Source organism: Rhodovulum sp. ES.010, from assembly GCF_900142935.1.
Lineage (GTDB): Bacteria > Pseudomonadota > Alphaproteobacteria > Rhodobacterales > Rhodobacteraceae > Rhodovulum.
Map to the genome: position 1 here is coordinate 2,493,775 of NZ_FSRS01000001.1, position 13,631 is coordinate 2,507,405.

The following is a 13,631-nucleotide window of genomic DNA, read 5'->3' on the forward strand; positions in this document are numbered from 1 at the left end:
GAACTCGGGATTGTCGCAGAGGGTATCGGACAGGGCGACGGGGCAGGTGGGCGGCGGTTGCGCATGGAGCGCCGGGGCCGCGGCCAGAACCGCCGCCGCGGCGAGCAAGACCGGAATACGCATGACGTTGCTCCCTTCCGGTTCCGGTAAGGGAGCGGCCTAACACAAAAACGCGCGCGTCGTCGGCGACGGCCCCCAACGCTGGGTCAGTCCAACTGGCGCGCCTCGTCAACCAGCATGATGGGGATGCCGCCACGGATCGGGAAGGCGAGACGTGCCGCCCTGGAGATCAGTTCCTGGCGCTCGGCCTCGTAGGTGAGCGTCGCATGGGTAACCGGACAGACCAGTGCCTCCAGCATCTTGCGGTCGGCCGGGGGCAGGTCGCTCACTGCATCTTCTCCTCGTCGGTGCCACTGCGAAGGGCGAATTCGATCAGCGTGACCAGGGTTTCGCGCCGCGTGGCGAGCGACGGCGCCTCGAGCAGCGCCTGCTTGTCCTCGGGCGCGAACGGGCAGAGCATCGACAGCGAGTTGATCAGGAGCTCGTCCTCGGCCTCTTGCAGGCTGTCCCAGTCGGTGGCCAGGCCCCGGCTTGCAAAGAAGCGCCGCAGCAACGCCATGAAGGGCTCGCGATCGAAGCCTTTGTCCTCCTCGCCCGGGCCCAAGTCGCGGGAGAACCCGTCCCACGACACGTCGGCCTTGAGATAGGGCGCGAAGCCCGACACCTCGCGCGTGATGCGATAGCGCGAAATGCCGGAAAGCGTGATCATGTAGCGGCCGTCCTCTGTTTCGGAAAAGGCCGTGACCCGCCCCGCGCAGCCGATGGCATGCAGCTTGCGTTCGCTGCTGCCCGGAATCTCGCGCGGCTGGATCATCCCGATCAGCCGGTGCGGCGTCTTGAGCGTGTCGTCGAGCATTGCCAGGTAGCGCGGCTCGAAGATGTGGAGCGGCAACCGGGCGCGCGGCAGCAACAGCGCGCCCGGAAGCTGGAAGACGGGGATGGTGTCGGGCAGGTCGGCCGCTGAAATCATGACGGGCAAGCTAGGCCGCGCCACCGGTCAGGCAAATATCATCGACGACAGTTTCCGGCGGCCCTTCAGAACGATTGGATCCTGCGGTTTCAGCGCATCGAAAATCGTGAAGAGTTGCGCCTTGGCCGCGCCGTCGTTCCACTCCCGGTCGCGGCGGAACAGCTCCAGCAACTGGTCCACGGCCTCCTCGACCTCGCCCGAGGCATGCAACGCCTTGGCCAGATCGAAGCGCGCCTGGCGGTTGTCGGGGTCGTGGTCGACGGCGGCGCGCAGTTCGGCCACGGGACCCGCCTCCGCCGCTTGGCGCGACAGCTCGAGCTGGGCGCGCGCCGCCTCGATCTCGGGCGCGCCCGCGATGTCCGCCGGGACCGAGGCGAGCAGGCTTTCCGCCTGGTCGGTTTCGCCCAGCGCCAGGTGCGCCCGGATCAGCCCGCCATAGGCCCCCGCGTGGTTGGGCTCCTCGCCAAGGATGGCGGCGAAGGTCTGGGCCGCGTCGACGGCCGCGCCCTCTGCCAGCATCTGCTCGGCGGCCTCGATCGCCTCGCCGAGGCCACCGTCGCCGGCGGCGCCAGCCACGCGCTCGACGAAGGCCTTGATCTCGGATTGCGGCAGCGCGCCCTGGAAGCCGTCGAGCGGCTGGCCCTGGAAGAAGGCATAGACCGTGGGGATCGACTGGATGCGCAGCTGGGCGGCCACCTGCTGGCTCTCGTCGACGTTGAGCTTGACCATCTTGACCCGGCCCTTGGCCTCGGTCACGGCCTGTTCCAGCATCGGGCCCAGGGTCTTGCAGGGTCCGCACCAGGGCGCCCAGAAATCGACGATCACCGGCACCTCTTTCGAGGCCTCTATCACGTCCTCCATGAAGGTCGCCTCGGAGATATCCTTGATCAGATCGCCCTGCGGCTGCGCGCCGCCCGTGTTCCCGCCGAGTTCCAGCATGTCGTTCATCTCCGCCGTTCAAGGATTTTGCACCTTATATGAGTTTCCCGCGGAAAAACCCAAGGGCCAATGCTACAGATCAAAGGACGCAAAGACCGGCGCGTGGTCCGACGGTTTGTCCCAGCCGCGCACGGCGCGCAGGATCCGGCTGGAATGGGCGGCCGACGCGATGTCGGGCGAGGCCCAGACATGGTCGAGCCGCCGGCCCTTGTCGGCGGCGTCCCAGTCTCGCGCCCGGTAGGACCACCATGAATACAGCTTGCCCTCGGGGATGTCGGCGCGGGTGACGTCGACCCAGCCGCCGGCCGCCTGCGCGGCGCCCAGATGTTCAACCTCGACCGGCGTGTGGCTAACCACCTTGAGAAGCTGCTTGTGGGACCAGACGTCGTCCTCGCGGGGCGCGATGTTCAGATCGCCCACCAGGATGGATTTCTCGGGGCGGGTGTCGCGGAACCAGTCGCGCATCTCGGAGACGTAATCGAGCTTTTGCCCGAACTTCTCGTTCACGTCGCGGTCGGGCACGTCGCCGCCCGCGGGGACGTAGAAATTGTGGATCGTTACGCGGTTCTCCAGCCGCGCGGCGACGTGGCGGGCATGGCCGAGGCGGGCGAAATCCATCTCGCCGGCATCCTCCAGCGGCAGCTTCGAAAGCATCGCGACGCCGTTATAGCCCTTCTGCCCGCGGGCGACGATATGGCCGTAGCCAAGCCCCCGGAACGTCTCCAGCGGCATCTTCTCGACCGGGCTCTTGCATTCCTGCAGGCACAGGATGTCGGGGGCCTCCTCGGTCAGAAGCCGCTTGACCAGCGCCTCGCGCAGGCGGATCGAGTTGATGTTCCATGTGGCGAGGGTGAAAGGCATGCGCGTCTCCGCTTCGGGGCAACGGCGCGCAAGCTAGTGCGGGCGGCGCCGGGCCACAAGGGACGGGCCGCGCGAGGGACGGGCATTAACGCCTCGGAAAGTCTCTGGTGAGACAAAGGGGGCGCCCGAAGAATGGACCCTGCCATGCCCCTTGACCCCGGTTTCGACGACCGCGCCAACGACGTGCATCTCAACGCCATCGTCCGCAGCGGCGAGGTGCTGGGGCGCGACATCGTCGAGGTGGCCGCCTTCCTGGATGACCTCGAAAGGACCGCCCAGGCGCAGCTGGGCCATATCAAGGCCGCGCACGAAGCGGCCGCCGCCGTCGCCGCGGCCAATGAAAGCGTGCAAGGCGCGGCCGACCGGGTCACCGGCTCCGCCGAGGAGACGATGGAGGCCGTGTCGGGCTCGGCACAGTTGTTGCGCGACACCAGCGAGAAAAGCCGGAACGTGGCCAACTGGGTCCGCTCGGTCGATTCGCGTCTGGCCGATGTCGTCAGCACGCTGCAGGCCGTGCAGGAATCGAACGCGCAGATCGTGGGCATCGCCAAGCAGGTGAACATCCTTGCCATCAACGCCAAGATCGAGGCGGTGCGGGCCGGCGATGCCGGGCGTGGCTTCGCCGTTGTGGCCGAGGCGGTGAACCAGCTCTCGCAGCAAAGCGCGACCGCGGCCGCCACCATTTCCGAGGCGATCTCGGGGTTGCACGATACGATCACCACCTTTCAGGCCGAGGCGGGCGAGTCCTCGCGCGATGCCGCCGCGGTGCTCGACGCCGCGACCGAGACAGATCAGCGGCTCGGCCAGATGACCGGCTCGGTCGAGGTCACGCGCGCCGCCGCGCTCGACATCGCCAGCCGGGCCGCGGACGTGCGGACCGCCAACGACCGCTTCACCCCCTGTTTCGGCGAACTCATCGACACCACCCGGCGGACGGCCGAGGGCGTCAAGGATGCCCGGGGCCAGGTCGAGGGCCTGGTGCGGCAGGGCGAATCCGTGGTCCAGAACTCGGTTCTGGCGGGCGGGGCCCATGCCGATGCCGCCCTCATCGAGTTCGTGCGCGACGCCGCCGGGCGGATCGGCGGGATGTTCGAGAAAGCCGTCGAGGCGGGCCGGATCCGGGCCGAAACCCTGTTCGACGCAAGCTATACCCCGATCCCGAACACCGATCCGCAGCAGGTCATGGCCCCCTTCACCGCGTTGACCGACAGGCTCTTGCCGGATGTCCAGGAGCCGGCGCTGGAGCTTGACCCGCGCATCGTGTTCTGCGCGGCGGTCGACCGCAACGGCTATCTGCCGACGCACAATCTGAAGTATTCCCACCCCCAGGGCGACGACCCTGTCTGGAATGCCGCCAACTGCCGCAACCGGCGTATCTTCGACGACCGCGTCGGCCTGCGCGCCGGGCAGTCGAAGGACCCGTTCCTGATCCAGGTCTACCGCCGCGACATGGGCGGCGGGAACTTCGCCCTGATGAAGGACCTCTCGGCGCCGATCTCGGTCCGGGGGCGGCACTGGGGCGGGCTGCGCCTGGCCTACCGGTTCTAGACGCCGGCATCGGACCTCTCGGTTCGCGCGACCGCGTCTCCGCGCGGGCGGGCGTCATGCATGCAGGTTCTGACCGGCACGGGCGGAAAAGCTGACTGCCGTTACGGGGCAATCTGCAGGGCCGGTCCAGCGAGTGCCTGGTGCCCTAAGCAGGAAAAACGCCCCGCCGGAAACCGGCGGAGCGTCGTTCCTGGGCCGCAATGGGCTCAGGCCCGTTGCTTCTGCCAATAGGCGCGCGTGACCGCCGCGACCGTCCCGCTCAGCGCGACGAGCGCGATCAGGTTCGGGATGGCCATCAGCGCGTTCATGATGTCCGCGATGATCCAGATCAGGCCGAGATTGGCGACCGCGCCGACCACGACCCCGGCCACCCAGAGCAGACGGAACGGCAGGATCACCTTGACCCCGAACAGATATTCGGCCGCGCGTTCGCCGTAATAGCTCCAGCCCAGCATGGTGGTGAAGGCGAACACGATCAGGCCCAGGCTGACGATCAGTTCGCCGCCCGGCAGACCGGTCTGGAAGGCCAGCGCCGAAAGTTCCGCGCCCGTCTCTCCGCTGGTCCAGGCGCCCGTGGTGATGATCACCAGCGCGGTCATCGTGCAGACGACGATCGTGTCGATGAAGGTGCCCAGCATCGCCACGTTGCCCTGGCGCACCGGATCGTCGGTCAGCGCCGCGGCATGGGCAATGGGGGCCGAGCCCAAGCCCGCCTCGTTCGAGAAGATCCCCCGGGCGACGCCGAAGCGGATCGCGGCCATCACCGCGGCCCCGGCGAAACCGCCCGTCGCAGCCGTTCCGGTGAAGGCGTCCGAAAAGATCAGGCCGAACGCCGCTGGGACATCGACGATGTTCACCGCCAGGATCACCAGCGCGCCCGCGATATAGAGCCCCGCCATCAGGGGCACGAGGTATTCGGCCACCGACGCGATCCGCTTCACCCCGCCGATGATGACGACGAAAACCAGCGCGGCCATGGCCAGCCCCGTCCACAGGTAGGGCACGCCGAAAGTCCCTTCGACCGCGCGGGCGACCGAGTTGGACTGAACGGTATTGCCGATCCCGAACGCGGCGATCGTGGCGAACAGCGCGAAGGCCCAGGCCAGCCAGCCCCACCGCGGCCCCAGACCGTTGCGGATGTAGTACATCGGCCCGCCGACATAACGCCCGCGCTCGTCCTTTTCGCGGAACTTCACCGCCAGCACCGCCTCGGCATATTTCGTGGCCATGCCGACAAGCGCCGTCAGCCACATCCAGAACACCGCGCCGGGCCCGCCGAGGAAGATCGCGGTGGCCACCCCGGCGATGTTGCCGGTCCCGATGGTGGCCGACAGCGCCGTGGTCAGCGCCTGGAAGGGGGTGATGTCGCCTTCATGTCCGGGCTGCTTGCTGCGCCCTTCGAACAGCATGCGAAAGCCGTAGCCCAGCTTGCGCTGCGGCAGCAGGCCCAGCCGCAGGGTGAGGAACAGCCCCGTGCCGAGGAGCAGCACCAGAACCGGTGGCCCCCAAACGAAGGAACTGATTGAATTCAGGATGTCTTGCATCGTTTGCCCCGAGTCCGTTGATGACGGGCGCGTCCCTAGCAGAGGCTCGGGGCATATGCATGGGGCAGAAGACGCACGGTTGCGCGTTGGACAAGGCGGCTATCCTTCCCGCGCATAACTCAGGCGACGAGGCGATAGCCCCCCGATTCGGTCACCAGAAGCCGCGCGTTCGACGGATCGGGCTCGATCTTCTGGCGCAGCCGGTAGATATGGGTTTCCAGCGTGTGCGTGGTCACGCCCGCGTTGTAGCCCCAGACCTCGTGCAGCAGCACGTCGCGCGCCACCACGCCCTCGGACGCGCGGTAGAGGAACTTGAGGATGTTTGTCTCCTTCTCGGTGAGCCGGATTTTCCGCTCTTCCTCGGTGATCAGCATCTTCATCGCGGGCTTGAAGGTATAGGGCCCGAGCTGGAACACCGCGTCCTCGGACTGTTCGTGCTGGCGCAGCTGGGCGCGGATGCGGGCCAGGAGCACGGGGAACTTGAAGGGCTTGGTCACGTAGTCGTTGGCGCCCGCGTCGAGGCCGAGGATCGTGTCGGCATCGCTGTCATGGCCCGTCAGCATCAGGATCGGGCATTTGACGTTCTGCTTGCGCATCAGCCGGCACAGCTCGCGCCCGTCGGTGTCGGGCAGGCCCACGTCCAAGATGACGAGGTCGTAGATCGCGGCCTTGGCCTTCTCCATCGCCTCGGCGCCGGTAGCGGCCTCGAACACGTCGAAGTCCTCGGTGGTGACAAGCTGTTCGCTCAGCGCCTCGCGCAGGTCGTCGTCGTCATCCACAAGAAGGATCTTCTTCAGGGTGCTCATGGTCTGCCTCCTCTGTCTCGTTCCCGCTCAGATGTCGCTGCCTCACGCCCCCGCCAAGATTTGCAACAGCCATTTCACGCAAGCGTGTGGCGGAGACGCCATTTGTTTCATATCTGTCGAATTTGGCGCTAGACCAGAGCCCGTGGAAAGGACCGCAGATGCCCCTTGGCCCCGACAGCACCGAACGCCTCGCCCGTGCCCGCGGCGACCTGCGCATGGGCGTCCCGGTCGTGCTTGGTCCGCTTGTCGTGCTGGCGGCCGAGACGCTGACCCAGCCCCGGCTGCAGGCGCTGCGCGCCCTCGGCGGCACGCCGGTTCTGGCGATCACCGCGCGGCGGGCGGCAACGCTGAAGGCGCGACCCTATGACGGCGATCTCGCGCGGCTGCGCCTGCCCGACGATGTCGGCCCCGATTGGGTGCGCTCGGTCGCCGAGCCCGCGGACGACCTGGCGAAACCGCTCCTCGGCCCGTTCGTCGCGCTGCGCGAGGGCGACGCATCGGCGCATCGGGCCGCGCTCTGGCTGACCAAGACCGCCCGCCTGCTGCCCGCCGCGCTGGCGCTGAACATCGACGACCCCGACGCCTTTGCCGCCGCGCAGGGGCTGACGCGTGTCACCCTCGCCGAGGCGACCTCCGCGATCGAGGCGGCAACCGACATCGCCGAGGTCGTCGCCGCCCGCGTGCCTCTGGCCGTCTCGCAATCGGCCCGCGTGCATGTATTCCGCCCCGGCGATGGTAGCGAAGAGCATTACGCCGTCGAGATCGGCAGCCCGTCGCGCGCCGCGCCCGTTCTGGCAAGGCTGCATTCGGCCTGCTTCACCGGCGACCTGATGGGCAGCCTCAAATGCGATTGCGGCGCGCAACTGACCGCCGCGCTGGCGCAGATGGGGGCCGAGGGCGCGGGCGTGCTGCTTTACCTCAACCAGGAAGGGCGCGGGATCGGCCTGGCCAACAAGATGCGGGCCTATTCCCTGCAGGACCAGGGATTCGACACGGTCGAGGCGAATCATCGCCTGGGCTTCGAGGATGACGAGCGCGATTTCCGCATCGGCGCGGCGATCCTGCGCGAAATGGGGTTCCAAGCCGTGCGGCTGATGACAAACAACCCAGCCAAGATCGACATGATGCGCGCCAACGGGATCGAGGTGACCGAACGGGTGCCCCTAAAGGTAGGGCACACGCCCGAGAACGCCCGCTACCTCGCCACGAAGGCGAAGAAGTCGGGCCACCTTCTGTGACGGGCGCTCACCCCTGATGCGGCGGGCGCATCTGGCGGATCGCCGTCTCGATCGCGCGCCAGGTCTTGGCCTGGTCCTTCTCGCCCGCGGCCTCGTGCGCGGCGGCCTTCTGCGCAGCCTCCGCTTCGGCCTTGTCGCCATGGGCGTCGAGGAGCGAACGGGCATAGTCCATCACCTTGGCCGTTTCCATCTTCAGCCTCCTTCTGTCGTTCCATGCGGCAGACCTAAGGGCCTGCTCGACGTTTTCTTAACACGGGGCGCGGGCGCCGCGCTTGATCGACCTCAAGCACGCCTTCCCCTCGGGGCCCGGCCGGGGCAGAGTGCACAACATGCATGCAACTGACCTGGTTCTGGCCCCGACGCATCTGCGCTTTGCCGGGCGCCGGTTTCCCCGCGCCATCGGTCGCGCCGGCGTCACCGCGCACAAGCGCGAAGGCGACGGCGCCACGCCACGGGGCACGCACCGTATCGTGGGAATGCTCTACCGGCCCGACCGGATGGCCGCGCCCGCCGACTGGGCCGTCCCGATCGGGCCCCCGGACCTCTGGTCGGACGATTCCCGCGACGCAAACTACAACCTGATGGTCCGCGCACCCTACCCTCACAGCCACGAGCGGCTTCGGCGCGCCGACCCACTTTACGACCTGGTGCTGATCACCGACTGGAACTGGCCGCGCGCGGATCGCGGACGCGGCTCGGCGATCTTCCTGCACCAGTGGCGCAAGCCCCGCTACCCCACCGCGGGCTGCGTCGCGCTGCAGCCCGACCACCTGCGATGGATCGCCGCGCGGCTGACCCCGGGGTCCCGGCTCATCGTGCCCTGAACGAGCCCGTCAGCCGTAATCGCGTTCGCCGAAAATGGCGGACCCAACCCGGACGTGGGTCGCGCCCAGCGCAATGGCCTGCTCGAAATCGCCGCTCATCCCCATCGACAGGCCCTCAAGCCCGTTGCGCGCCGCGATCTTGCCGAGGAGCGCGAAATGCGGTGCCGGCGTCTCGTCCAGGGGCGGGATGCACATCAGTCCCCGCAGCGGCAGGTCCATCGCTCGGCACTCGGCGATGAACGCGTCGGCGTCTGCGGGCAGGACGCCGGCCTTCTGCGGTTCCTCGCCGGTGTTGACCTGCACGAACATCTCGGGACAGGCGCCGCGCTCCTGCGCGTGGTCGGCGAGCCGGCGGGCCAGCTTGATCCGGTCGAGCGAATGGATCGCGTCGAACAGCTCCACCGCCGCGCGGCTCTTGTTGCTTTGCAGCGGGCCGACGAGATGCAGCTCGACGCCCTCGAACCGCTCCATGAACGCGGGCCACTTGCCCTGGGCCTCCTGCACCTTGTTCTCGCCGAAGATACGGTGCCCGGCCTCCAGCACCGCCTCGACCCGCTCCAGCGGCTGCACCTTCGACACCGCGATCAGCGTGACCGCGCCGGGCGCGCGCCCCGCCTCGGCCTCCGCCTTCGCCACCCGGTCCCGGATTTCCTCGAGGCTCATGTCGTCTCCTTACTCAGCGGCGTCGCCCAGCGCCTCGATCAGCGGGCGCAATTCCTCGGCGTGGCGTTCCCACGCCTTCATCGACGAGGCATAGATCGGCTGGCGCACCTGGTGAAGGCTGAGCGTGGCGATGCGGCGCTCGGTCTTGTGAAAATCCAGGCAGGCGTCCTCCCACTCCAGCCCGCAGGCGGCGATCAGCGCGCGCGCCTCGCGCTCGGGCGTGGCGATCAGGTCCTCGTAGGCGATCTCATGAAACCCGCCTGGCAGCCGGTCGCGCCAGAACTCCACCATGTCGAGGAACATGCGGTAATAGAGCCCAAGGTCGCGCAGGTCGTAGGCATAGCGATGCGTGCCCTCGGCGAAGATGTTCTTGTAGATCGACAGGCAGGTGTCGCGCGGGTCGCGATGCACGACGACGATGCGCGCCCGCGGCAGGGCCAGCCGCACGAGCCCGGCCATCATGTAGGTCTGGATCGACTTGTCGGTGACGATCTCGGCGCCCGGCAGCCGCATCCTGAAATGCGCCTCGACCTTGTGCCCGAACCCCGCGATCTCGTCATCCGAGAGGCTTTCGAGCGGGCGGAGACCGCCCGAGCCGTCACCCAGAATCCGCATCGCCTCGGGCACGAGGTAGCCCAACTCGCCGCCGCCGGTCACGCGGGAATGGCTGGCGATGATCTGCTCCACCAGCGTGGTGCCCGAGCGCGGCATGCCGGTGACGAAGATCGGCGCGTAGTCGGTCGTGCCCGCGACCTGGCGCCGGGCGAAATCGGTGCCCGCGACACCCGCCCTTACCTGCTCGATTTCGACGCGCCGCTCGGCGATGTCGAAGGGGTGGAGCTTGCGCATCAGCGCATTCGCCGGGTGGAGATAGGCGAAGATGCGGTCGTGGCGGCCGGTATCCTCCATCGCCTTGGCCAGCGCGAAGCCGAGGTTCATCCGGCTGTGGTCGGACAGCGAATCGCCCTCCCAGAGCGTCTCCATCTCGGCGATCAGCGGATCGCCCTCGGCCAGTTTGCGCCCCTTTACCATCAGCCGGTAGGACTCGCCGCTGTCGGGGTCGAGGTCGATCGCCCGACGGAAGCCCGCGTCGGCCTCGTCGAACCGGCCCATCTGTTGCAGGAGGATCGCGCGCAGACCGTGGAACTGGGGCCGGTCCGGCGCGGCCGCCACCGCCGCGTCATGGGCGGCGAGCGCGGCCTCGGGCCGGCCGGCATGCTCCAGCGCGTGGGCGTGCGCCGCGTGGGTCTCCGCCCGGCGGTCACCCAGGTCGATGGCCTTGCCGAAGGCGTCGGCGGCCGCCGCGTAATCCTTCGCCCTCGACAGCGCCTGACCCAGGCGGCGCCGCGGCTCCACGGCCTCGGGCTGCAGGTCCGCGGCCCGGCGCAGCACCTCCACCGCCTCGTCGGTCTCGCCAAGTCGGGTGAGTCCCACGCCAAGCCCCAGCAGCGCGGGGACGAGCGACGGCGCGCGGTCCAGCGCGCCGCGCAACGCGGCCACGCCCTCGGCGGCGGCGCCGGTCTCCACCAGGAACCGGCCGTAATTCGCGCGTGCCTCGGCGAAGTCCGGGTCGAGGCGCAGCGCCTCCTCGAAACTCGCCCGCGCGGCCTCGTGCTGCCCAAGCCGGGCCTGCACGTTCGCATGGATGTCGGCCAGAAGCGCGACGTCCGGGTGACGCCCGCGCAGCGCGGCGGCGCGCGGCTCGGCCTCGTCCATTCGCCCCGCATTGACGAGATCGACCAGGGCGCGGACCTCCTGGGGCGGCACGCCCTTGAGGTCGGGGGCGCTGCGCGGGGCCGCACCGGCCAGCGTGTCCTGAACCCGTGCCACCACATCGGGCGGCAGCTTCGCGGCCTTGACGCGTTTCACGAATCCGCGCGTGCGCCCCTTGTCTGCCAGCGCGGCGATGGCCTGGGCATAGGCGAGCCAGATCGCCGGTTCCCCCGGCTTCGCCTCGGCCGCCTTGTCGAGATGCTGGACCGCCCGCTTGGCCGCGCCCCGGGCCAGCGCGATGCGGCCCATCTGGAACAGCGCCTCCGCCTGGCGGGGGCGCACCGACAGCACCGCGCGCAGCCGCGCCTCCGCGCCGTCGAGATCGCCGGCGGACTGGCGCTGGACGGCCTCGCGATACAGACGGGCGATGTCGTTGGGGCTGGGCGGACGCATCGGAGCAAAACCTGGGGGCGCTTCGCGATGCCCTTAGCACGGGCCGCGGGGCTTGTCGATTTCACGGCCCGAAACGGAAAAGAGCGGGCGCAAGGCCCGCTCTTCCCGAAGGTCACGTCGTGCGACTTAGAAGGACATCGCGACGCCGAAGGACCAGGTCTCAATGTCGTTGGCAATCACGCCGGCGGGGCCGTCACCGTCGCCGTAGCCGAGGTGCAGCGAAGCGCCGCCACCCAGGTCGTAGGCCACCGCGAGGCCGTAGCCGTCGATATCACCCACGTTGTTGACGTCGAAGATGCCGTAGTTGGCGTGGAACGACCAGGCCTGGATTTCGTAACCCATCGAGATCGCCCAGTGATCCGCGTCGTTCGCGGTCTGGAAGTCCCAGTCCGAGTATTCCAGGCCGGCAACGAAGCCGTTCTGGAAGTCGGCGGTGGCAGTGATGCCCACGATGTCGAGGTCATCGCCGGCCGCGGCGTACGGAGCGGCAAGGTAGGAACCCAGGTTGCCCGGGGAGTAGCCGCCAGCATCCACTTCGAGAGTCTGGTAGCCGAGGCCGAAGCCGAGGTCGACACCGGTGACCATCGTCGAGTAGCTCACGGCGATCGCGTAACCGGCATCCGCACCGGACTTGGCATCGTCGATCTCGGTCGAGAGCGAGAGCCCGAAGTCACCGAACTCGTAGTCGTAGCGCAGGATCTGGTTGTCGTAGGCGCCGTCGCCATAGGTACCCATGTAACCGACGTGGATGGTTTCATCGTCGCCGATGGTGCCCGGGTTGCCCATGTTTTCGGTCAGGCGGTTGTCCATGGCGCCGTCGATTTCGCCCAGCGTCAGGGTGCCGAAGGCGCCCGAGACGAAAGCGGCTTCGTTATCGACGCCCAGGTTGCCGTTCGAGTCCGGGTTGTCCTTCGAGATGTCGAAGTTCACGCCGAAGGACAGGCCGGCATCGGTTTCGCCGGACATGCCGACCGACAGGGTCAGGTCGCTGTTGAACTGGGTGGCGCCGCTGGCCGCGTCGACGTTTTCGCCGATGAACGGGCCGACCGGCGCGTCGTCACCGCCGCCGATGATACCCATCTCGGCCGAGCCCGAGAAGGTGATGTCCGCCGCGGCAACGCCGGCCGATGCGACGAGGGCGGTGGTCGCGAAGAGAACCTTTTTCATGGTTTTCCCTCATTCGTTTCAAGATGCACCTCAGGCCGGAGCACCCGATCTGAGTATGCTGTGGGTTTCGCTCTTACCCCCCCGAATTGCAAGGAACAGCGGCGGGGGCTCCAAACGCCGCGCGGGATTGATGCAGGGATGCCACACCGCCCTTGGGGCCAAGCGGACGTGGGAAAAGGGAAAAACCTTGTCCGGCCCGTTTGCCTCGGCTAAAGACCCCGAAGGATCAACGAGGGCGCAGGCCATGACCTTCCACAGCATCTCCCGCGGGGCGCTGATCGGCGTTCTGGCCCTTGGCCTCTCGGGCTGCGGCGGCGGGCTGTTCCAGCGCGACCGCGGCCCCGCCGCCGACAGCGCGCGCGCCGAGAACATCGCGCGCCAGCGCCAGAACACGCCGATCGCCGAGATCGAGCGCGAGCGCGAGCGCCGCGGCTCGATCTTCGAGCTTTTCACCAACGCCGACGATCCGAACACCACGGTCGAGGTCAACAAGTATCTCTGGCAGGCCTCGCTGGAGGTGCTGAACTTCCTTCCCGTGCGCTCGGTCGATCCGTTTTCCGGCGTGATCGCGACCGGCTACGGCACGCCGCCGGGGGGCGGCCGCGCCTATCGCGCCACCGTCTACGTGCAGGACCCTGCGCTTGACGCGCGCTCGCTCAAGGTTTCGCTTCAGACGCGCGGCGGCGCGGTCGACCCGGCCACGGTCCGCGCCGTCGAGGACGCCATCCTGACCCGCGCCCGCCAGATCCGCATGCGCGACAGTCAGCTCTGAGACGCGGGGCCGCCCAGGCCGCCACGCCCCCACTGGACGCCCCGCGCTTCGCGGACTATGCACGGCGCCGGGC

Annotated in this window: 14 protein-coding genes; 4 read left to right on the forward strand and 10 right to left on the reverse strand. The window is 68.4% G+C overall.

Annotated elements, in window-relative coordinates:
* Nucleotides 1-206: 206 nt before the first annotated feature.
* The 4 genes from BUR28_RS12270 to BUR28_RS12285 all read right to left on the reverse strand — a co-directional run bounded on the left by BUR28_RS12270 (nt 207) and on the right by BUR28_RS12285 (nt 2,830).
* Nucleotides 207-359 carry a Trm112 family protein gene (locus tag BUR28_RS12270; protein ID WP_139307641.1) on the reverse strand — a complete coding sequence of 51 codons (153 nt, stop codon included), beginning with the start codon at nt 357-359 and terminating at the stop codon, nt 207-209.
* Between the two features lie 26 nt (nt 360-385).
* Complete coding sequence (locus BUR28_RS12275; protein WP_074220388.1) at nt 386-1,030, reverse strand: LON peptidase substrate-binding domain-containing protein; 645 nt, start codon at nt 1,028-1,030, stop codon at nt 386-388.
* 27 nt (nt 1,031-1,057) lie between these two features.
* Entirely contained in the window at nt 1,058-1,969 is a 912-nt protein-coding gene (trxA, locus tag BUR28_RS12280) for a thioredoxin (RefSeq protein WP_074221634.1), read from the reverse strand.
* A gap of 72 nt (nt 1,970-2,041) precedes the next feature.
* Nucleotides 2,042-2,830: an exodeoxyribonuclease III gene (locus BUR28_RS12285; protein WP_074220389.1), complete on the reverse strand. Its 789-nt coding sequence runs from the start codon at nt 2,828-2,830 to the stop codon at nt 2,042-2,044.
* Nucleotides 2,831-2,974: 144 nt separating this feature from the next.
* On the opposite strand from BUR28_RS12285, the gene BUR28_RS12290 reads away from it, so the two are divergent.
* Nucleotides 2,975-4,378: a methyl-accepting chemotaxis protein gene (locus tag BUR28_RS12290; protein WP_074220390.1), complete on the forward strand. Its 1,404-nt coding sequence runs from the start codon at nt 2,975-2,977 to the stop codon at nt 4,376-4,378.
* A gap of 206 nt (nt 4,379-4,584) precedes the next feature.
* On the opposite strand, the gene BUR28_RS12295 is transcribed toward BUR28_RS12290, so the two are convergent.
* A complete protein-coding gene (locus tag BUR28_RS12295) occupies nt 4,585-5,922 on the reverse strand; it encodes an alanine/glycine:cation symporter family protein (protein WP_074220391.1) in 1,338 nt (445 codons plus the stop codon).
* A 119-nt stretch (nt 5,923-6,041) separates the two neighbouring features.
* Entirely contained in the window at nt 6,042-6,728 is a 687-nt protein-coding gene (locus tag BUR28_RS12300) for a response regulator transcription factor (RefSeq protein ID WP_074220392.1), read from the reverse strand.
* Between the two features lie 158 nt (nt 6,729-6,886).
* On the opposite strand from BUR28_RS12300, the gene ribA reads away from it, so the two are divergent.
* Nucleotides 6,887-7,966 (forward strand): GTP cyclohydrolase II, encoded by a 1,080-nt coding sequence (gene ribA / locus BUR28_RS12305; RefSeq protein WP_074220393.1) that lies wholly within the window; start codon nt 6,887-6,889, stop codon nt 7,964-7,966.
* Nucleotides 7,967-7,973: 7 nt separating this feature from the next.
* Here ribA and BUR28_RS12310 read toward each other — a convergent pair whose 3' ends face one another.
* On the reverse strand, nt 7,974-8,156 hold the full coding sequence (locus BUR28_RS12310; RefSeq protein WP_074220394.1) for a hypothetical protein: 183 nt from the start codon (nt 8,154-8,156) through the stop codon (nt 7,974-7,976).
* A 139-nt stretch (nt 8,157-8,295) separates the two neighbouring features.
* On the opposite strand from BUR28_RS12310, the gene BUR28_RS12315 reads away from it, so the two are divergent.
* The gene (locus BUR28_RS12315; RefSeq protein WP_074220395.1) at nt 8,296-8,790 is read left to right on the forward strand and encodes a L,D-transpeptidase family protein; all 495 of its coding nucleotides are present in this window, start codon (nt 8,296-8,298) and stop codon (nt 8,788-8,790) included.
* A 9-nt stretch (nt 8,791-8,799) separates the two neighbouring features.
* On the opposite strand, the gene BUR28_RS12320 is transcribed toward BUR28_RS12315, so the two are convergent.
* The 3 genes from BUR28_RS12320 to BUR28_RS12330 all read right to left on the reverse strand — a co-directional run bounded on the left by BUR28_RS12320 (nt 8,800) and on the right by BUR28_RS12330 (nt 12,786).
* Nucleotides 8,800-9,453 (reverse strand): YggS family pyridoxal phosphate-dependent enzyme, encoded by a 654-nt coding sequence (locus tag BUR28_RS12320; protein ID WP_074220396.1) that lies wholly within the window; start codon nt 9,451-9,453, stop codon nt 8,800-8,802.
* A gap of 9 nt (nt 9,454-9,462) precedes the next feature.
* Nucleotides 9,463-11,619, reverse strand: a complete 2,157-nt coding sequence (locus tag BUR28_RS12325) for a tetratricopeptide repeat-containing sulfotransferase family protein (protein WP_074220397.1) — start codon at nt 11,617-11,619, stop codon at nt 9,463-9,465.
* Nucleotides 11,620-11,745: 126 nt separating this feature from the next.
* Nucleotides 11,746-12,786, reverse strand: a complete 1,041-nt coding sequence (locus tag BUR28_RS12330; protein WP_074220398.1) for a porin — start codon at nt 12,784-12,786, stop codon at nt 11,746-11,748.
* Nucleotides 12,787-13,030: 244 nt separating this feature from the next.
* Between BUR28_RS12330 and BUR28_RS12335 the strand changes: the two genes are divergently transcribed.
* Nucleotides 13,031-13,558 (forward strand): DUF3576 domain-containing protein, encoded by a 528-nt coding sequence (locus tag BUR28_RS12335; RefSeq protein WP_074220399.1) that lies wholly within the window; start codon nt 13,031-13,033, stop codon nt 13,556-13,558.
* Nucleotides 13,559-13,631: the final 73 nt, after the last annotated feature.